The 18,751-nt window shown below is 63.9% G+C and carries 19 protein-coding genes and 1 tRNA gene; 3 read left to right on the top strand and 17 right to left on the bottom strand.

What is annotated here, in order from left to right:
• Positions 1-30 precede the first annotated feature (30 nt).
• From IU459_RS23195 to IU459_RS23225, 8 genes are all read right to left on the bottom strand, one after another.
• Positions 31-1,029 (bottom strand): caspase family protein, encoded by a 999-nt coding sequence (locus IU459_RS23195; protein ID WP_195131675.1) that lies wholly within the window; start codon positions 1,027-1,029, stop codon positions 31-33.
• A 3-nt stretch (positions 1,030-1,032) separates the two neighbouring features.
• Positions 1,033-2,400 carry a radical SAM/SPASM domain-containing protein gene (locus tag IU459_RS23200; protein WP_195131676.1) on the bottom strand — a complete coding sequence of 456 codons (1,368 nt, stop codon included), beginning with the start codon at positions 2,398-2,400 and terminating at the stop codon, positions 1,033-1,035.
• Positions 2,401-2,609: 209 nt separating this feature from the next.
• Positions 2,610-2,972, bottom strand: a complete 363-nt coding sequence (locus IU459_RS23205; protein ID WP_195131677.1) for a hypothetical protein — start codon at positions 2,970-2,972, stop codon at positions 2,610-2,612.
• A 60-nt stretch (positions 2,973-3,032) separates the two neighbouring features.
• Positions 3,033-3,287, bottom strand: coding sequence for a hypothetical protein (locus tag IU459_RS23210; RefSeq protein ID WP_195131678.1), 255 nt, complete (start codon positions 3,285-3,287; stop codon positions 3,033-3,035).
• Positions 3,288-3,911: 624 nt separating this feature from the next.
• A complete protein-coding gene (locus IU459_RS23215; RefSeq protein WP_195131679.1) occupies positions 3,912-4,052 on the bottom strand; it encodes a hypothetical protein in 141 nt (46 codons plus the stop codon).
• Between the two features lie 36 nt (positions 4,053-4,088).
• A complete protein-coding gene (locus tag IU459_RS39360) occupies positions 4,089-4,214 on the bottom strand; it encodes a hypothetical protein (RefSeq protein ID WP_267469863.1) in 126 nt (41 codons plus the stop codon).
• A 108-nt stretch (positions 4,215-4,322) separates the two neighbouring features.
• Entirely contained in the window at positions 4,323-4,682 is a 360-nt protein-coding gene (locus IU459_RS23220) for a hypothetical protein (protein WP_195131680.1), read from the bottom strand.
• A gap of 1,314 nt (positions 4,683-5,996) precedes the next feature.
• Positions 5,997-6,521, bottom strand: a complete 525-nt coding sequence (locus tag IU459_RS23225) for a hypothetical protein (RefSeq protein WP_195131681.1) — start codon at positions 6,519-6,521, stop codon at positions 5,997-5,999.
• A 115-nt stretch (positions 6,522-6,636) separates the two neighbouring features.
• On the opposite strand from IU459_RS23225, the gene IU459_RS23230 reads away from it, so the two are divergent.
• Both IU459_RS23230 and IU459_RS23235 read left to right on the top strand, forming a co-directional pair.
• A complete protein-coding gene (locus IU459_RS23230) occupies positions 6,637-6,858 on the top strand; it encodes a hypothetical protein (RefSeq protein ID WP_195131682.1) in 222 nt (73 codons plus the stop codon).
• A 457-nt stretch (positions 6,859-7,315) separates the two neighbouring features.
• Positions 7,316-7,831, top strand: coding sequence for a hypothetical protein (locus tag IU459_RS23235; protein WP_195131683.1), 516 nt, complete (start codon positions 7,316-7,318; stop codon positions 7,829-7,831).
• Between the two features lie 311 nt (positions 7,832-8,142).
• Here the strand turns inward: IU459_RS23235 and IU459_RS23240 are convergent, their stop codons facing one another.
• Positions 8,143-8,874 carry a tectonin domain-containing protein gene (locus tag IU459_RS23240; protein ID WP_195131684.1) on the bottom strand — a complete coding sequence of 244 codons (732 nt, stop codon included), beginning with the start codon at positions 8,872-8,874 and terminating at the stop codon, positions 8,143-8,145.
• Positions 8,875-9,400: 526 nt separating this feature from the next.
• Here IU459_RS23240 and IU459_RS23245 point away from each other — a divergent pair.
• On the top strand, positions 9,401-9,589 hold the full coding sequence (locus IU459_RS23245; RefSeq protein WP_195131685.1) for a hypothetical protein: 189 nt from the start codon (positions 9,401-9,403) through the stop codon (positions 9,587-9,589).
• Between the two features lie 393 nt (positions 9,590-9,982).
• Here IU459_RS23245 and IU459_RS23250 read toward each other — a convergent pair whose 3' ends face one another.
• From IU459_RS23250 to IU459_RS23285, 8 genes are all read right to left on the bottom strand, one after another.
• Positions 9,983-10,222: a hypothetical protein gene (locus tag IU459_RS23250; RefSeq protein WP_195131686.1), complete on the bottom strand. Its 240-nt coding sequence runs from the start codon at positions 10,220-10,222 to the stop codon at positions 9,983-9,985.
• 5 nt (positions 10,223-10,227) lie between these two features.
• Positions 10,228-11,139 (bottom strand): hypothetical protein, encoded by a 912-nt coding sequence (locus IU459_RS23255; protein ID WP_195131687.1) that lies wholly within the window; start codon positions 11,137-11,139, stop codon positions 10,228-10,230.
• A 600-nt stretch (positions 11,140-11,739) separates the two neighbouring features.
• On the bottom strand, positions 11,740-14,214 hold the full coding sequence (locus tag IU459_RS23260; protein ID WP_195131688.1) for a hypothetical protein: 2,475 nt from the start codon (positions 14,212-14,214) through the stop codon (positions 11,740-11,742).
• A gap of 360 nt (positions 14,215-14,574) precedes the next feature.
• Entirely contained in the window at positions 14,575-15,966 is a 1,392-nt protein-coding gene (locus IU459_RS23265) for a hypothetical protein (protein WP_195131689.1), read from the bottom strand.
• Entirely contained in the window at positions 15,963-17,048 is a 1,086-nt protein-coding gene (locus tag IU459_RS23270; protein ID WP_195131690.1) for a tyrosine-type recombinase/integrase, read from the bottom strand. The genes IU459_RS23265 and IU459_RS23270 overlap by 4 nt, the downstream gene beginning before the upstream one ends.
• Positions 17,045-17,503, bottom strand: a complete 459-nt coding sequence (locus IU459_RS23275; protein ID WP_195131691.1) for a hypothetical protein — start codon at positions 17,501-17,503, stop codon at positions 17,045-17,047. Before IU459_RS23275 ends, IU459_RS23270 begins: the two co-directional genes overlap by 4 nt.
• Before the next feature lie 110 nt (positions 17,504-17,613).
• A tRNA-Leu gene (locus tag IU459_RS23280) sits at positions 17,614-17,698 on the bottom strand.
• A gap of 137 nt (positions 17,699-17,835) precedes the next feature.
• On the bottom strand, positions 17,836-18,708 hold the full coding sequence (locus tag IU459_RS23285; protein ID WP_195131692.1) for an NAD(P)-dependent oxidoreductase: 873 nt from the start codon (positions 18,706-18,708) through the stop codon (positions 17,836-17,838).
• Positions 18,709-18,751: the final 43 nt, after the last annotated feature.

An 18,751-nucleotide genomic window follows, 5' to 3' on the forward strand; every position in this document is an offset into this window, starting at 1 on the left:
GGCCGGGCAGGACACCGACACTCCGTGCCGTCAGTACTTCGTCGGCGCATCGAGACGTGAGATTTCCACTCGGTATGCTGCAGGTTTCAACTGCAGGTCGCCGCCAGACCCCTGTGTCGGACCGATCGCGCCGGCGGGGGCTTCGATTGTGAACGGCTGCTGATTAACATACTCCGGCCATGCTCGACCGGATTCGAAGAAATTCGGTGATTGGGTCGCCGGCAGCTCCTGAATAATTTCATCACAGAAGGATCGATATGATCCTCGGAACTCGCCACGGCGCCAGCGATCCAGTAAAGCTGCAGTGAACACGCCGTGCCCATCGTTTTCCAGCGAAACCTGATTGTCTTGACAGGCGGCCATCAAGATGATGCTCGCATTGACCGCAATTTCGTTGCTTCTGGGCGTTGAGGACCGAATACGATGGTAGAGGTCGCGATGCTCCTTGAGCACGTCAGCTTGCAAAGCTGGGGGAGCTTGGCGTGCCTTCAGCTTCCGTTGTTGACGATAAGTAGCTCGATCCCTCGAACCTAGGCGCGCAGCGACCTTCGTGTACGCGTCGGCAGCAAAGCCGGACTCGGTGAGAACCGACTTATAGTATTCACGCGCAACTGTACCGCTGTGGCAGCTGTCCGAGATTAAAAGGACCCGCACCCCGTTTCGGAAATCCGAGAACGCCATATTTAGCTCGTCATCGAGAATTTCTCGATCGTAGAGCAGCCAAGTCTCATCCAGTTGGTCGGCCTCGTCTCCGGTTATGTCCTCAAATTGACCACCGTGGCCCGCGTATGTCAGCACGAAGATGTCGCCGGGTTCCAAGGTCTGTGCAGCCCCTGCGATCGCGTCGAATATCGCGGAGGTGGTTGCCTCCGCCGAGAGCAGGGTGCGACTCCGATAACCGAGATCAGCAGTCAGGTCAGCCATTGTGTTGGCGTCGTTTTCAGCAGCGTACAACCTTCCATTCCAGCCCGCATACGCCGACGGATCCAGAAGGTCCAATCCGATGTGGAGCGCAAAGGCACTACTCATGGTTTATTCTCCATTTGTTCTACGGCTGGTCTCCATACCCGCGAGCAATGGCAGTACCCGGTGTATATTCTTCTTGATGGGGGGGCAAGCATGATCCCCATTGAGTCGCATTCTTTCGGCCGGACACGCATTTCCTTGACACGCCGGGCGGAATGAGCAGGAATAGCAGGTTCGATCGGATTCTGCGCCAGTCTTCGTCCACAACGACATCCGCTCTTGGTTGAGCGCTATGTCGCCATGCTCGGACAGTGCTCCGACAAGGTTTCGGGGGTCCTTTAAAGCGACGGTACATTTGTATACCGACCCGTCCGAGCCTATTACGAATGATTTCGGGTCTGCAGCATAACAAACGCTACCAAAAGGCTGCATCGCCTGCCGCCATGCCTCCATTTGAAATCCATTTTCAGCAGCAGTCTGCATGAATTCCAATTCGAAGTTCTCTGCCGCCCGCTTATCGCAGATTTCGATCTCGTCATCATGAGGGCCGCCCCAACGGCCTACCGGATGAAACCATATGGTAAAGCGCCTATCGTTACCGAACCGCTCGCCCATGTAGCGGAGAAACTGAGGAATATGGGCCACGAGAGCAGGAGTGAAGTTCACCCGAATGCGAACGGAAAAGTCATCCTTCCGCTCAGATAAGTGCATGAGGTTTTCCACGATAGTATCAAATGTTGGACGGCCGTTCTGGAGCACTCTCAACTTATTGTGCGTTTCCGCTGTTCCGTCCAAAGTTATCTGGTATCGCCTGATGTTCAGTCCCAAACATAAGTCCGCAGTTTCCCTGGTTAGAAGAAATCCATTAGTGGTCATGGTAGCGGAATAGTTGATGCCGTTATCAGAGCAAACTTCAATTATTTCCTTGGAGATGCGCTCTACAACTGGAAGTGCGCTCAGCGGCTCGCCGCCGAACCAGTCGATACGAAGACGTTGAAGCTGTGCAGCTCGCTTCGCCACCAGCCCGACTACGCCTCGCATGACAACATCGGACATTCGCCCTTTCGCGAAATCCTCATAGCAGTACAAGCACCGAAAGATGCATTTTTCTGTGGGCATCAGTATGAGGTTCAGCGAGTGCTCGGTGAGCTGGTATTGTTCTTGCAGCTGCTCGACAGCGGCCAACTCGTCGATCGCCGCATCGATGAGAATTCCAAGACCCGCGAGTTCCCTTGCGCCGGGGGTACCTTGAGGCACAGAACTGCGCGAAAGCATATCCTCCACAATTCCCGCAGCCGGTTGCGTCAGCCGGACGAAACCGCTACTGAAACTGTTGTAGATCAAAATATCGCCCATTCCCGGGTCCGATCCGGACCAAGCCACGATATTGTATCGGGAAGGCTTGTATTCGAAAGAGGGTATCGCCGTATTCATATGAACCTCCGGCAGGCGATTTCATTAGCTTCTGCAACGGTAATTAATCCAATTTTGGGCTTCTCGTTAAGTGAGTTGATATCCACTCCCTGTCCATCTTTCCGCCGCGCCACCGCCGCCGCAGTTACAGTTGTCCATGAATCCTGAGGAGCTAGCTTCATCGATCGCTTCGCGGATCAATGCGTCGCTGCCCGTGGCAATCGCCATATCTAGTTTGGCTTCTTCCCAGTTGAGTGAGTTGATATCCACTCCCTGTCCATCTTTCCGCCGCCGCCGCCACCGCCGCCGCAGTTACAGTTGTCCATGAATCCTGAGGAGCTAGCTTCATCGATCGCTTCGCGGATCAATGCGTCGCTGCCCGTGGCAATCGCCATATCTAGTTTGGCTTCCCAAAGGATCGCCATCTGGCGGGCGATTTCTATTTTTGCGTCCCGGACTGTGGCCGCCTGCCCGCGTAGCGCTCGTGCCGTCGCCTCACGAGCAGTTGTATCTCGGGTGCCGCCGCCATCGCGGGTAGGCTGTTGGTTGCGATCACCGTCATCGTCCCATATGGCGCTACCGGTATTGGGCATCCGTGAGTTCCCTCCTGCCGATTTCGATGACTGCGATTTCTGGAACTTGCATTCTTTTGACTATCTCGGTTCGGCAACGATCACGTGCGCGCCGCCGCCGCGTCCGCCGCCTCCGCCGTCGCCGTCGTCGCCGTCGGCATCAAGAAGTTGTCGCATTATTGGGCGGAAGGCGAGTTCGTTTCCACGCAAATCAATAGTTGCAACCTCGACTAGCGCAGCTTGTTGGAGTACCCTATCGATTCGGTCCACTGTTTCCGCCGGCAATTCGATTCCCTCGACAACTATCTGAAAAGTTGTACGCGACACTTCGCTCATTTCCTTTCTCGATTCACCTGTTGGCGCCGGAGTCTTTAGTGGATGGCGGGGTGGTAGTTGAATAGTGATGGGCAAACTGCACAAGCCTCGCGGCCCCTCTGCGAGAACCATTGGCATGTGGGACGAATCGCGCAGTGGGGCAGGCTAGCTATGTCCGCATTTGTGCCTTCTGTGTCTTGCGCGGATAGAGCCAGTTCGACGACCTGACATTTCGACTGAGACCAGTACTTGCAGATTGATCTTGCACACGTGTGCGCAAATCGGAATCGCTCTTCTGCGGTGCGTCCGCAGGATGCAAGCTCTAGGAACCGTTGATCCACTGGCAGGGCCGGATTCAGATAGCCCACACGACCACTGCGGTCGATAATGCCGATCAGTGTCGCCCCAACGGCGGCCGTATAACTCGGACAATTCTTTGGACCAGAGTCCGCACGCTCGGTCGTCATTGTCACCGACCTTTCTTGTCTAGTACATGACATGAGAAACGGAGGGCCGGGTCCGTGGGCCGCTGGGTCAGCCAACGGCCCACGTGGAGCCGGGAGGCACCCTATGGGGATTTTTGGATGCCGAACACAACCTCGATATTGCCGATCCGTGATCGCGTTGATCGGCTCTCGACCGCATTCAACGCAGCGCGCGTGATAATTTCGGCGCACCGTTCCAGCTGGACCGCGCCGCCGCCGCCACCGCCACCCCCGCCGCCTCCGCCGCCTCCTCCGCCTCCTCCGCCTCCTCCGCCTCCACCGCCGCCTCCACCACCACCACCGCGTCCTTCGTCGTCTCGACCGCGTGTCGGAGACATCAGATTCGCCTTAATCCAAAATCCGGCCATGAGGGCTCCTCCGCCTCCTCCGCCTCCTCCGCCTCCTCCGCCGCCTCCGCCGCCTCCGCCACCACCGCCACCACCGCCACCACCGTCGTCGACACCGCGGGATAGGGCCGATGTAAGGGAGAATATAAAGTCATTGAGTGTGATGTCATTCTCATTACCTCTCCGGTCATCATCGTCGTCGTATGTCATCGTCCGTCTCCGTTCTATACGTTGGGTTTGTCATTTACTTCTATTATCAGACGCGCAGCACCGACGTGAGCACCAAGTCTGCTAGCTTGCCCTTCCACCGTCGTTTCAACAGATTCGACAGTCTCTCCCAAGACCTCGCTCGCCCAATCGCGATCAGGCTTGTTAGGATCTGCTGCCCTTATCGCATCTTTGAGGCGCGATAGTTCGGTGCCGACCTGCCGACTGGGCATGTCCGGAATGTCTGGAAATACGCGGATCTGCGGCTGAGTCGTCCCTAGGCGGATGTCCAGATGAATCCCGATTTGAAGATTATCTACTCGGTCAATCTCGCGCACCGCGCATACAAGAAGGCTGATTAGGTCGGTAAGATCCATGGATTCTCCCACGTGGCACCTGCACCGCCCCTATGAGTTCGACAATCTGTGGACGAGGTTCTTCGAAATGGCGAATCTAGTGTGCTTCACGCGACCGGCTAAAAGGGCCGGACTCGACCCCTCTGATGGAGCAGCGGGCCGTCGGGTAATGGATCTGTGTTCGGGTTCTCGATAGGTTGGAGAGTTACCTACACAACCTCTATCTTAGCGCTCTACGCTCGGGTCGTCGCGAGTAGTGGAGTACTCGAATCGGACCGCGGGTACTACTCGAAGTCGGATGCACCCCCTAGCTTGTCTGGCGTTAACGCCGGGCAGCTTTCAGCAGGATCAGCGGGTTGCAGACGGCAGTGAGCAAATTATGCCACCAGCTCGGTGCCGTCGTCCGCGGATTCAGGAACAATGGCACAAATAGTCACTCCGGGCCTGGCGCCGGTTTGGAAGCGGTTCTCCATACCGTGGTGTTGCTCCAGGGCGCTTTAGACCCATCCGAAGGAGCGATATGGACACAATTTCTGGTCCCCCGGATGTCAGACGATACCGAGTCGAATGTGTCCGTCGGTGCTCGACTCTGAGAGCGATGGTGCTCGAAATGGTCACGTCCCTGGCGCGGCGCACTCGACGCCGGTTCAGCCCAGCTTCGTGCTTCTGCCGCCTCAATCCACCCGCGGAACGTTGTCGGTGGCCGATCAGCTGGGAATTAGCCGGAGGCTCCGCTGTCGGCGGTGGTCCAGATGGTGCTCCAGATGTGGTTGTCATCGCTGATGACGAACAGTCCAGGTTGCCTAGCGCTCGTGAGACCACGGCGAACTGTTGGTTCCCGCGGTCGAACACCGCGTGTCCGGAAAGCGGGCACCAGTCAGAGTTCCAGCTCATCGTTCCGACTCCCTAGCTGCTCTAGTTCCACTAACCCTTTGGTGACAATCCCGCTCGGGAAGGTATGGCATCGCCGATTGAGTATTGCCGCCCAATCGCTGCGGACTGGTAGCCACGCCGATCGACGCACGTATTTGCGTCCACAAAATGGACGCTCCGATTGATGCATGACCATCAACCCGGCGGACGACTTGATTCCTATGCGTCAACCATGTCTTGACGCCTAGGCATCACTGCCGCCGGGCCCCTTCGTTGTGGTCGCTCTTATACTGCAACGGCAGTCAGGTGAGTGAGCGGCGGTAGTCGCCGCAGTGGCGGCCGCGCAAGCTCCGAATACGGTGCGCGCCTACGTTCGGACTGGCATCGCTTCGAAATTCTGCGGCGCACGAGGTTTCGCGGCACTTCCCGTGGAGCCGGTGCACCTGGCGGTGTATCTGGCCGTCACCGCCGCCACCCGCACCGAGCGTGGGGAGCGGGCCTACGCGCTGTGGCGACATTGCGCTGGGTGGCCGCGATCAATCGCCGCCACGCCGAGGCCGGGTACCCGCACCCCGGGTCGCCGCTGCTGGTCCGCCAGACGATCACCGGGATCGATAAGCCGACTACGCAAAGGTGGGCGCGCGCCCGCCGCGCCAGGCCGCGCCGCTGGTCCTTGAGGACATGCTCGCTGTGATCACCCACTTGCACACCAGCCCGGGCACCTTGCACGCGCGGGTGCCCGCGCTGCGGGACTCCGCGCTGCTGTTGCTGGGCTACGCCGGCGCGTTCCGCCGCGGCGAGCTGGCCGAGCTGCGGGTGTCGGACGTGCGCCGCCGCCACGGACCCGGCCGCTGCCCCGGCAGCTCGCCGCTGACCTGCCCGCCGTGCGCGCACCTGCGCTGGCTGCGGGTACTCGCCGCCCACGACGACGGCGGGCGCCCGGCGATCATCCGGATGCTGCGCGAGCCCGACCCCGCCCTCGAGCACGTATGCGACGGACGCTGGCCGGTCGTCGAGGACCGGGAGGTGCCGCTGTTCCGGTGGGTGCGCGGCACCGGGCTACTCGCCGAGACGCACCTGTCCGGGGGACGCGATCAACCTCATGGTGCGCCGCCGCGCCGCCGAGGCCGGGCTGGTCGCCGACATCGGCGTCTACGGCGGGCACTCCACTCGCGCCGGGCACGTGACCGAAGGATTCCGGCGCGGGCTGGACGCGAGCACCGTCATGCGCGGCACCAGGCACAAGAGCACACGCACCCTCGAGGGCTACCGCCGCGAGGCCGACCCGCTGGCCGGGAACTCGGTCACCCGGATCGGGCTGTAAATGAGCGCGGCGAAGCAACGCCCGTTCCGGCGTGCGCGCGATCTGGCGCTGTTCACCGACTGGTGCGCTGGGGTCGAAGTCCCCGCTCGGCCCGCCGACCCAGCTACCCTCGCCCAGTTCCTCGCCGAACACTCCGATGCCGTCTCGACCCAACGCCGCCGCATCGCCGCGATTAACCATGACCACCGCACCACCGGCGATCCCGAACCCGGACGGGCTGCGGCGGTGCGCGCCGCGCTCGACGCTGCCCGCGCCGCCCGCTCGGCGCAACTGCGGGCAGTCGTCGACGACCTGCTGCCCGCCCTGCCGAGGTGGGGGTGGACGGCCGCGCTGCTCGGGCGCGCGACGCGCTGCTGCTCACCCTCGCTGCCGGCGGGTTGCCGTTCGCCGCGATCGGACGCCTCACCCAAGCCGACCTCGACGTCACCGACGACGGGTACGTATCGGCGGCGCCCCGGTGCTCGAGTTGCCCGCCGCCGGCGACCCCGCGCGCTGCCCGGTCGCGGTCACGCGGCGGTGGATCAGCGTTCTGGTGGTCGCCGAAACCGCTGCGGGAAAACCGAAACTGCAACACCATCTCACCCACGAGACGCTGCCCGAGGCCGACCTGCATCCCGACCACGGGCACCACCCGCTGCTCCTGCCGTTCGACCGGCACGGCTACACCCCACTCGCGCTGACCCGACTGTCCGCGGAGTCCGCGCGCGCACTCGTTCTCGCCCACCTCACCGGCCGCGCCCCGGTGCACCGGCCGCCCCGTGTCCGGCGCGCACCACTGACACCGGCCGCCCCGGCGCCGGTCGATCATCGCGAGATCGTCTTATCCGACGACTACTACGATCACGGGATCGCCGCCCGCGCCCGCGGGCAGCAGCTCCTCGACGACATCCCCGACCTGCTGGACGATGTCATGACACGCACCGACCAGATCCTCGCTGACCTCCTCGACCTGTTCGGGCCCGAAACGCACTGAAACCGAACGCAATCGAGGTACCGATCGAGGTACAGGCCACGAACTGTCACGTGACGCTCACTGGGTACAGGGCGTGTCGTTGTAGCGCGAACTGCGGATTGGGCGTAGTGCACATTTTTACCCGAGCCGTGTTCGACGGCGGCAGCTCACACACGCAGTAGCAGGTTGTCCGGATGGCTTTCGAGGATCTCGACGTCATCTACCTCGGGTCCGGTCACTGCTCAAGTATCGGGTCGCATGATCGTCCGGACATGCGCACCTGCGCCACGCCGCGATCCACGCGGTCGCTGGGGGCCTCGCCTCCGCACCGATCAGTCGGCGTAGACGGTGATCGAATGGGCAGGGCCGCCAATTTGGGTCCAGGTGGTGCCGTGCCCGGTCCACCGGTCAACGGCGTCCTTGCCCGGCCTCAGTCCGTAGATCCCGTCGTCGCCGACCACGAACTGGGCGCCGGGACCGCCGAGCTGTGTCCACTCACCAGGGCTACGGTCGTATCGGTAGACGCCTGTGGGATTTGTTGCCAGAAGCCTCCTGCTGAAACCGCTGCTAATAAGCCGGTCTGCAAGAGCGCCGATCTTGAACCAGTCGTCGGTGTCGTAGTTCTGGTACACGGCATCCTTGTGCGGCGTGAGGCCGTAGATATCGAAGCCGTACACGAATTGGGCGCCGGGGCCGCCGATGCGCGTCCATTCCTCAGGTGTTCCTCGGTATCGGTACACATCGCCCGCGGGGTCGATACCCAGCAGCCCCCAGCCGCCGCCATACAGCTGGCGTGCTGGGCCGCCAACTTTGGTCCAAGCAGTGCCGGATCCGGTGTATTCGTACACGGCCGTCCGGTCCGGATTCAGTCCATAGACACCACCCCCGGTGACAACGAACTGCGCGGCGGGCCCGCCGATACGCTCCCACTCGTTGGGTGTACCGGTGTATCGGTAGAGGTCACCGGCGGAGTCCGTTCCTACCAGGCCAAAGCTGCCGCCGTAGAGCTTGCTCTTGGCGTCGCCGATCTCGAACCAGTTGTCCCCGCCGCTGTACTGGTACACGGCTTTCCTATCCGGCGTAAGTGCGCACAGAGGCATGGCTTGCCCTCCTTCTGGGCGGATCGCGGAACAGTTACGAACTCGCACCTATTGGGATCTGCATAGGGGGTATTCGTGTGGACGTGCCCGCCGGATCGGTCGCGCCCTTCCAGCACGAGAGATGGCTCTGTCACCACCTGGCTCTGTCAGTAGGTCGACGCATACTTCCCTGATAGCCACCGCTGCACAACTACGCGCCGCAGCCGCTGCGCTCGGCGTCACCCTCTACCGCCCGGTGCCGGGAGGCTCGCCTACTGGGCGTTCCGAGCGCCGGAGCGGATCCTTTCCGCGGCCGCCGACCATCTCTACGCCGCTGGCCTCAGCGACGAGATCGACATCGCGGTGTCGGCACCCTGCTATGCCGGGTCGTCGCGCGCGGTCGTGGAGATCTGGGGCAGTATCCAAAGACATCCGTTCACCTTCAGCGACCGGTCCGGATCGATCGACGTGCCAGCCAGCAAGTGCGCACCCCGAGGATAGGAGCCAGCCCATGAGTTCGGATACGACAGCGTCGCGGCAACTGCGCGACGACATCCAGGCCCTCAGCGAAAAAGTCGCCGTGACGGTGGGTTCGGATCATCCGGCAGTCTCGACACTGATGCGAGCAGCCGATGAGCTGGCAGTCACAGCGCTGGACAACCAGCCACGCACCTACGGTGATCTGACCGACCGGGAGTGAGCAAACGGCGCGCACGTAGCGCGACGGTGAGCGGGTATCGGAACAGGCCGACCGGCAATGTCCAGTCCTCGGTCGGTCCTATCTCCCGGAGCAACCACGCTGCGCCGCGCGCAACGAACGCGCCGCACCAGACCGATGATGACGGCCGCGGACCTGATCCAGAACGCATTGGTCACCCACACCGCGTGGCAGGCAGCCACAAGTCACTGCGCGAAATCGACCGAGCCACATCGCTGTCCACCTCAGCGGCAACCATCAGCACTAGCCGGTTCTATCCGGCCCAGGGTCGTCGCCGGGCAGGCCCGGCGCGCCAGGCCCAGGCCGAAGGCGCTGGTACCAGTGGGTTTTGGTTGGATGCTGCCGGAGTCCGCTCGTGAGTACCTGGAGATCAGCCTATTGTGGTTCGATGAATTGAACTTCTTTTCCGTAGAAGTATCTGGAATGTGTTTCCTTGACGCTCTCCAGTGAATCGGCAGAAAGAACTGCAATCTCGAATTTATCTTCGGCGAATTTGCCTTCCGACTCGAGGAGTAGGCGATGGTCCAGGGCCGCCCGGTCGCCCTCGCTTCCGTCGTATTCGACGATCTGATACTCACCCGACTGCCTCTTGTAGAGGACGAGAAATCCTGACATTTCGTTTATGCTTCCTTTCGCCGTCTGTTGGCGATAAATTCTTCCATCAACTTCATCTGTTGGATTAAATGCTGGTCATTCTTATCATTGGCTGCGTCGTCAATCTGTCGATTTTGAGTCTCCGCTTGTCGGTCAACTCGGCATTTCTCCAGCTTTGCAGTATATGTATTCCACTGAACGACATCGCCTTCGGGTAGCTGCTCCAAGACGTTCATCAACGCAACTTCGAGTTGTTCGGTAGCGCGGTCCTGCGCCATGCGAGACCTTCTGAGCACTCGCTTGCGTTCTTCGATGGTCCGGAACGATGCGGACAGCCTCAATGCGCCTTCGACTTCACTTCGCTCCTCGGAGTTGGCCGGAAGCGTTCCGTATCGTATCTCTCTACCAAGGTTGTCGGCGAGAGTTTCATAGAGGTTGGCCCAGGAACTCTGAAGTGCAGTGCGGATCTGTATCTCGACCCTGCCAGCAGGAAATCTAGCGCGCAGGTGTAGCGCCCTATACCCGGAACGCGGAGAAGTTCGGGTGTCACTGACCACTGCGTCGAAGCCTTGATTCAATTCACGGGCAATAATAGCCGCCAAATCATCTTGGTCATCCAAGTCCATCGCCGCCTCGACACGAACCCCGGCCAAGTCGACAATACTAGGGAGCTGCAAGTGTGGGCTCGCTATAAGCTTCTGACGTAGTGTGTGGATTGTTTTTGGACGTGAATTAACCTTCGCGATTTGGTCACCGAGGACAGAGGAGAGATCAATTTGCTTGATGAGTTCTCGAACGGAGCTAGCTAGGTCGCCATACCACCTAACTACTTCATTGTAGGACACATCAGAATCGACTTGCTCACGCTGGTCCCGGATCGCATTTCCGAATTTCTTTAGCTTGCTGGATGTCCACGGAGGCTTGTCAGTGATCTTCACGCGGAAACTGTAGCCTTCTGGGTGCTTGCACAGCTTCTGAGAGGGCCCGCCGCGCGAGTGTGAGCCCTGGACGCACCTCACAGGATTGGATCGCCGCGCCGGACTGTCGGGCACCGCTCACGCTATGACCGGGTGCGCTGATGGGCGGCCATCTATCGGCGCACCACGGCCAAGGCGTGGTGTAGACGGTGTCGAACCGCCGGAACCGCTGGCCGCCGAGGCTGCGGGCGTCCGCGCGGAACTGGTCGAACTCCGACCGCGGCATGCCGACAGATCCGAGGCATTCGCCTCGACCGACGCCAGCTGCGCCGCGGGCTCGGCCACTGCGGCGAGCAACCCGCTCAGATCGGTGGCTACACACAAGCCGCAGTGCCCTGTGAGGTCTTCAGGGTCGGGGTGCGGCAGCTCCCCACGATCATCGGCGGCTCCAGGATCGCGGGGCGCCTGGACGATCCGCTATCGGCCCTGGGAGCCCCCGGATGCGGGCAACAGCTAGCTGTTGCGGGTCGGCTTCCTTTTGGGCTTGACGAGCTCGGCCCCGGCTCACCGGGCAGGCCGTGAAGCACCTGCCCCGGGGGCGCTGCCGCCGGGCAGGGGGAATCATGTGCTTGGTTCGGCGGCAGCGCGCGTATCCAACGTCGGGGTACCGGCCACCGGAGTGGTAACCAAAACATCTGCACCCAATTGGTATTCGTCGCCGCAGGCCCGACCGTTACATTCCGACACACCGAAAACACTGTGGGCTTTTCGGCTCCGTGGGACTTCGCCTCGGCTCATCACCCGCCACCAGCCGGTGTCGGAAACGCGCGTCCACGACGGTGAGTTCCGAAGGAGGGCTGCCGGAACGGTGGATGCCACCTTCACCCCGGTGGGACGCTCGTAGATGACGATCGAGTCTGCTTCGATCAGCCAGCGCCCACCAGCGATCGGCACGTTGGATGTCTCCACGTAGATCTCGGATGCGACGCTGGGGCAGATGGCGTCGGATGTCGTGTGCGCGGGTTTGCCGAGGGTGCTGGCCGAGGATCGTGCCCACTGCGCGGACGGCGATCCGGTGTGTTCATGGCTGCCGGTCTCGGGCACGACGCGCACACCGCGCGCGGATTTGCCCGGAGCGGTGGGCGCCACCGCGACGGCACTGGGTGTGGTCACGGTGGGCGGGCATTTTGCCCTGCGGGCGCTCTCGCGTCGGGGTCCGCTGGACGCCGCAGTGTCTGTGCAGGGGTCGGGGTGCCTTCCTATCTCGGCTCGGTGAAGCACAGTGGCTGCGCCGGTCGCCCGCGGCTGCCCGGCCGCGATGCGGAGTTGAGGGTGAGCACGTTCGCGTCCGGTGTGCTGGTGGAGCCAGTGCCTCCAAGTTGCGCGGTGTTGGTGATGGCGAGCGAGGCGTTCGATGCGCCGGTGGTGGAGGCCATGCGCGTGGGCGATGTCATCGAGGCTGGTTGTTCCAGGTTGTAGCCGCCCGTGGGTATGGGTGATCAGTCCGGCGGTGGTGAGGAGGGCCAAGGCGTTGTATCCGGCGCTCGAGCTGATGCAAGCCGCGGCGAACACATCGGCTGGAGTGGTAAGCCCCTCGCGGGTGGCGAGTTCATACACATGTCGGCAGTGCAGGCCGAGGACCGACCAAGCGGGATGGACGGGTTCAACCCAAGTGCGGCCGATTTGGCCGTCGTTGGGGCGAATGGGGCGGCCGCCGTGGTGCGGCGTGACCAAGGCGTAGCGGTCGGCGAGCAGTCCTTGGCCTGGGCGGATACGGAAGATTGGTGCGCCGGGTAGTTCGCGCAGTTCCCGCAGGACGCCCCAGACGGTGGATTCGGGTAGATGACCCGCCGCCACCGACAGAGACCGGCCACCGAACTCGACGACGGGCACACTACGCGCGACCTGGCCCCCCACCGCCGACGCCCACGCCAATGCCTGCAACACCGCCAGCACCGCCCACCGCCGCCGGGACCGCGGCCACTGCGTGTGCGCCCACAAGGTAGCCGCCGCCAGCCACCGCTGATGCGGGTGGGCCGACGGCCGGGGCCCGGGTGACCCCCCTGTGTCTTTTGTCTTGTGCGCTATAGACAGGAATTCGGGGACAGTGCGCTCGGCCCACCGACAAGCCGAGACCCAGTCGCGGCGCATCGCGGCGTCCGCGCCACGTCCGTAGCGGCGGTAGGCGTCGGCGAACCCGCGCCAGCTGCCGCCAGCGGCAGGTAGTTGCGCGCGCACATCGAGGTAGCAGTAACCGCGCACAAGGGCGGCGGCGAGCACGGATTGGCGTGCTGCGGAGCGATCCAACCGGCCCGCGCGCGTCATCCAGCGGCCATCAGCGGGCGCGACGCCGTCACGCGCGAAGGCTTCGACGGTCGCGGAAATCGGACCCTGGCGGTGGTATTCCGCGCGCAACCGCGCTCGCTCGCCGTCGCCCTCCCACAGCTGCACACCGCGCGCGATTGCGTCGGCTGTGCGCGGCGCGCGCGGTGTCGTGCATGCTGTGCGCGCGGTGGTCGTGGCGTGCGCGGTCCCGGCCACCAGTTGTTGCAAGTGGGGGAGGAAGCCGGGCGCGGATCTGGTAGCGAGGGTGTCGAGGGCGTCGTCGATGCTGCCGTCGAGGCGGCGGTATCCGCCTTGTTTGCAGCGTGATCCGGGAGGGGTGATGCAGCCGCTGTCCGCGTTGAGCATCGGTGTGATGTCCAGGGCGGGCAGCCGCTCGGCCAGCAGGCGGACGACGGATTCGGCCTCGGCGAGATCGAGGGTGACCCCGAGCGGCAGCGGGATGAGAATGTGACGGCCGCCGCTGGTGGAGCGGTCGGTGATCGCTCGGCCGCCGGCTTCCCGAATCCAAGCCAGGCACCGGTGGACGTCGCGGTCAACCGCGGCGATGCGGTCGCGGGTGCTGTCGAAATCGAGCGCCAGCAGGCGGGTCCGGCCGTCGCGATAGATCGGAATCGCTGCGGGCTGGTCGGGCAGTTTCCGGGTCAGTGTTTGGGCGCAGTCGTTGTAGCCGTCCAGGCTCGGGTTCCATAGGCGCATCGAGCGACGCGCGGCCAGCAGCGGCGCCAGCCGCAGGAACACCGCACGCGCCATCGCGTCATCCGCATGATCCTGACCTGTTGCGTGCGAACACGTTTGAGGAAGAGAGGGAAGCTCGACCCTGGCGTGACGTGCGTGGTCGCCGCGGCGGTCGGCAGCGGTTGATGACGCACGCAGGTGTGAGCTACCCTTGGCAGTGCTTAGCATCAGCAGCCTTCAGGGTTGTCTTGTTGGTAGTGCCCTCAGCCGCTAACTGAGGGCACTACGCGTTTTCGGGGGCTGTGGACCGAGCGGCGAAGCCAGCCCACAGCGGCACGTCTCTGTAGTGGCGTCCTTTCTGACCGGAACTAGTGCGTCTGCAGGCGGGGTGCGACACCAGCAGTGTCCGCAGGCACCACGCAAGCAAACAATGGGCTAGGCGGCCACCCCCTGGTCGGCGGTGGTGGGGTCGAAGCCCAGGGATTCGGCACGGGCGATGATGCGGTCGACTGTGGAGCGCGCCCACGGCGTCGAGGTGATTGCGCTCATCTCGGTGGCGATCCGGTTGGCATTGAACCCTTGCGCGGCCAACTGCAGAATGGCCACGATCTGCGGGGCAGGCTTCTGCACGAGTTTGCGCAGCACCAGCTGCTCGGCGATCTCACCGCACGGGTCGACCACCACCGTGGTCATAGTGTCGCCATCAGCTCTCGCTGTGGCTTCAGCGGGCGGGTGAGATTTTGCCTGCGCATCGAGATCGTCTCGCGTGGCAACAGCGGTTTCCACGGTCCGGGGTAACGGTGCGGAAACCGCCGATGTGGACGCAGCGGCCGCGATGGTGGTCGCCGAGGTGTCATACACCGGACGCGGCGTCACCGGCGACAGCACCGGCCGACCCGTCGATGCAATCGCGCGCTGCGCAGAGCTTGCGCCGCTGGCGTCCGATGCAGGAGATTCGTGCGCGGCGGTTTCGGTGCGGCGGGCGGCGATCGCGGAGATCATTTCGGCGTTGCGGGCAGTGAGCCAGGCGTGCAACCACATCAACACCACCACCATGATCGGGGCGACAGAATATTCCGCGGCGCGGCCGAGATCACCGGCGGCCAGGTGCGGGCCACTGTTGAGCCCGACCGTGGACGTCAACAGCACGGCCTCGAACAGCAGGATCTTGGTGCGTTGCACCGTGATGCCCAGCCGCGCGGCGGTGGCGGCCTGAGCCATGATCTCAAGGATCGGCACCGAGATCATCGCCTCGATACCGAAACTCAGCGCCCACAGCAGCCACCAGCTCACCTCCCCGCTCGCGCCGTCAGGGGTCAGGTTGCGGCCGACGTTGACCGCCGACCACAGCAACCCGATGGCCATGACCGCCCGCAGCCGCCACGACGAGCGGGTCGCACGGCGGTGCAGCATCCCCTCCAACGCATCAGGATTGGTTTCGCGGCGCCGCTGCGCGCGAGCGCGCCGGTGCCAGCGTTGCTCGGCGGCGTCCTCACGCTCGATCGCAGCCGAGGTGCGGCGGTCACGCGCTGCATCGGCCAGCTCGGCACGGAATACGCGTTTGCGCTGGCGGCGCTGCTTGGCACGCATCCACACATGCAGTCGGCGTTCGGCGGCGATCTCCCGTTCACTGTGCACGTCATACAGCGCGCTGTGCCCCTGCCACGGCAACTGCTTCTCGGCCAGGGCGACACGCTGCGCCAGATCCGTTGCCACCATCCGGCCGCTACGACGCGACCACCACCGTCCGGATTCGACCATGAATTCGCCCGGCTGCCTTGGTGATTCCTCGGATGTGGGGACTGGGGTGTGAAGGCTGTTGGTCATCGTGCACCCTCCAGGGCAGGGATGTTCGCCGCGCCGATCCCGGCCTTGTCCAGGCTCGATGGTGTGGTGGCCAAGGGGTGGGGTTCGCCGGTGAGGTGGGCCACAGCGGCGGCGACTTCGTTGATGGTGGCGGTGGTGTAGATGCCGGTGGTCCCGCTGCCGTTGTGGCTGTGGCGGGCGAACTCGCTCGCTACCGCCGGGCCGTAGTGGCGTTCGACCCACGTCGTGGTGGTGTGGCGCAGCCAGTGAATGGAGATGCCGTGCGCGTGGACCCACGGCAGGTGGCGGCCGAGGCGTTCGAACAGGCCGTTGTAGCGGCGGCGGGTGATGGGCTTGCCGTTGCGTGCGCGCAGCAACTGCTCGTTCGGTGCCGCGCCGCGCTGTTCGCCGTGGCGGCACAACGCGCGCATCAGGGTCGGGGAGACCGGCTGCCACAGCTGGGTGCCGCCCTTCTCCCGCAGCAGGATCAGCGACTGCACGGGGTCAAGGTCCTGCGGCCGCAACCCCAGCGCGCCGCCGCGGCGGCATCCGGTTTCGGTGTGCAGCCGCAGCAACAAGCTGTCCAGCTCGGGGTCGTTGCCCGTGGTCGCCGCGACATGCACGATTTGCGCGAGCAGGTCGCTGTGCAACGCACGCCGGTTCGAGCGGGTGCGTGTGGGTTTCTTCAGCCGGGCGGCGGGGTTGTCGCGCGGGTCGATGACCCGGTTGTCCTCGGCATGCGTGTACAGCCGCCGCAAGGCGTCGATGACATGACGCACCACATCGCGGCCGCCGCGGTCGCTGCGGCGGAGCACCCGCTGCGCGCGGATCGCCTCGCACAATCCCTGTAGATCCGCGGTGGTCGGCTCGTCCAAGCGCCGCTGCGCCCATCCGGGCTGCGCGAGGATCTTGTTCCAATACGTTCGGTAGTGCGCCCGGGTGCGCCCGTCCGGCATCGCCGCCAGCACTGTGGCGATGTATTCGGCGAATGTCGGTACCGCCCGGAAACAACCGGTCCCCGCTGACAGGTCGGCGACGGTGAGCCCGAGACGTTCCATCATCATCTGGACCGTGGCGATGTCGGCCGCGGAGCGCGCGCTCATGCGCCCGCTCCCTCGGCGAAGCGGCGCGCGAGTATCTCATCGAGCACACGCGCCGGGTACACCACCAGCAGAGCCTGCTCGGTGTCGGCGGCCAGCAGGACCCGGTCGTGGATGCGGATGCCCGCCCCGCGACGGACCGGCGCCGGCAGCGACAGGTGCCCGTACTTGGTCACACCGCGGCGACCGTAGCCGGGGCGGGTGATCACGATCAGCCCGCCGCTGATGCGCCACGACAGCAGGTCCCCGGGCCGCCAATCCAACGCCGTCAACACGGCCTTGTCGACCACGCGACCGTTGGAATCGACCGGGCGGATGCTGTGCACCGCCGTGCGCTGCGGGGGTTGCTCGACATTGCCCAGAGGCAAGCCCGGCACACCGGACACTGCTCGATCGCCCACGGCGCGGTCGAGCGCGGAGAAGGACGGAAGCAGCGGCAGAAGTGTGCTCTCGGTCACATTCTCACCCCCGCTCGGGGGTGAAACCGCAGTTCACGGATGCTTCCGCGGGATGAGTGTCCGGGCAGCGCCCGGACACGTTTTCTGTCGCAGAAATGAGTCGTTTTCTGTGTCCGGAGGGGGACTTGAACCCCCACGCCCGATAAAGGGCACTAGCACCTCAAGCTAGCGCGTCTGCCATTCCGCCACCCGGACCGGTGTGCTCAGCAAGATTATCGGATCACCGGGCGTGGACCAAATCGCGGCCTGACCTGGGGATTGTTGGAGGGTTGCCGAGGGGTGGATCGGCGCGGGCCGAGCCGGGTTTCGCCTGGCGCGGCCCGCGTGGTGGATCAGTGGAGTTCTTCGAATGTGCGTTCGAAGGCCAGGGGGCCGTGGCCGTCGGCTACCTGGCGGTCCAGGAGGTTCTTCAGAGGGGCGACGAAGTCGAGGGTGACGCCCGCGTCGCGGCTGGCGCGGTTGATCGCGTCGAGGGCCGCCTTGTGGAAGGCGATGGGCTGGATGAAGACGCCGGTGTAGTCGGCGGCGTCGATGGCTTGGCCCTGCAGGGGGAGTGTCTGGGTCATCGCGGTGAGCCATGCGGCGGCTCGTTGGGCGAATTCGGCGGCGGGCACGCCGACCGAACGCATCATGGCCGCGCCGTGCAGGAAGCCGCCGAACATGGCGTACATGGCGGCGAGCAGGGCGAAGTCGTAGGTCGACGCGAAGCCGGCGTCGTCGCCGAAGTACTCGGCAGAAGCGAGCAATTCGAGGGTCTCGCGGTGAGTGTCGAAGACGGTCTGCGAGCCGCTGTAGAGGATGGAGGCGCCAGGCTGGCCGATCATGGGCGGCACCGCCATGATTCCGCCGTCGAGGTAGGCGATGTCGTGCTCGGCTGCCCAGCGGGCGAGTTCACGGGCCTCTTCCGGCGCGGTGGTGGTCAGGTTGATCAGCTGCCGGCCTGCCAGTTGGTCGGCCACCGGGTCGAGGGTGGCGTGTACCGAAGCGTGGTCGAACAGGACGGTGATGATCGGGCCGCCCACGCTGATTGCGTCTGAGACAGTCGCGGCGCCGAGAGCTCCGGCGGCGACGAGGTCGGCGTCCTTGCCGGGGGTGCGGTTCCAGACCGACGTCGTGCGGCCGGCCTTCAGCAAAGTCGCGGCGAGGGCCTGCCCCATCGCACCCAGTCCCAGGATGGCTACCGGGGTGTTCGTGGTTTCCGCCATTGCGGGTTTCAACTCCTTGGGTTCGAGAACGTCCTGGTCAGCG

Origin of the sequence: Nocardia amamiensis (genome assembly GCF_015477605.1) — a bacterium.
Lineage (GTDB): Bacteria > Actinomycetota > Actinomycetes > Mycobacteriales > Mycobacteriaceae > Nocardia > Nocardia amamiensis_A.

Excerpts from the sequence above, each read along its gene's own strand:
- IU459_RS23195 (WP_195131675.1), bottom strand. The coding sequence starts at position 1,029 with ATGAGTAGTGCCTTTGCGCTCCACATCGGATTGGACCTTCTGGATCCG.
- IU459_RS23200 (WP_195131676.1), bottom strand. The coding sequence starts at position 2,400 with ATGAATACGGCGATACCCTCTTTCGAATACAAGCCTTCCCGATACAAT.
- IU459_RS23205 (WP_195131677.1), bottom strand. The coding sequence starts at position 2,972 with ATGCCCAATACCGGTAGCGCCATATGGGACGATGACGGTGATCGCAAC.
- IU459_RS23210 (WP_195131678.1), bottom strand. The coding sequence starts at position 3,287 with ATGAGCGAAGTGTCGCGTACAACTTTTCAGATAGTTGTCGAGGGAATC.
- IU459_RS23220 (WP_195131680.1), bottom strand. The coding sequence starts at position 4,682 with ATGGATCTTACCGACCTAATCAGCCTTCTTGTATGCGCGGTGCGCGAG.
- IU459_RS23230 (WP_195131682.1), top strand. The coding sequence starts at position 6,637 with ATGGTGCGCCGCCGCGCCGCCGAGGCCGGGCTGGTCGCCGACATCGGC.
- IU459_RS23245 (WP_195131685.1), top strand. The coding sequence starts at position 9,401 with ATGAGTTCGGATACGACAGCGTCGCGGCAACTGCGCGACGACATCCAG.
- IU459_RS23250 (WP_195131686.1), bottom strand. The coding sequence starts at position 10,222 with ATGTCAGGATTTCTCGTCCTCTACAAGAGGCAGTCGGGTGAGTATCAG.
- IU459_RS23260 (WP_195131688.1), bottom strand. The coding sequence starts at position 14,214 with ATGGCGCGTGCGGTGTTCCTGCGGCTGGCGCCGCTGCTGGCCGCGCGT.
- IU459_RS23265 (WP_195131689.1), bottom strand. The coding sequence starts at position 15,966 with ATGACCAACAGCCTTCACACCCCAGTCCCCACATCCGAGGAATCACCA.
- IU459_RS23270 (WP_195131690.1), bottom strand. The coding sequence starts at position 17,048 with ATGAGCGCGCGCTCCGCGGCCGACATCGCCACGGTCCAGATGATGATG.
- IU459_RS23285 (WP_195131692.1), bottom strand. The coding sequence starts at position 18,708 with ATGGCGGAAACCACGAACACCCCGGTAGCCATCCTGGGACTGGGTGCG.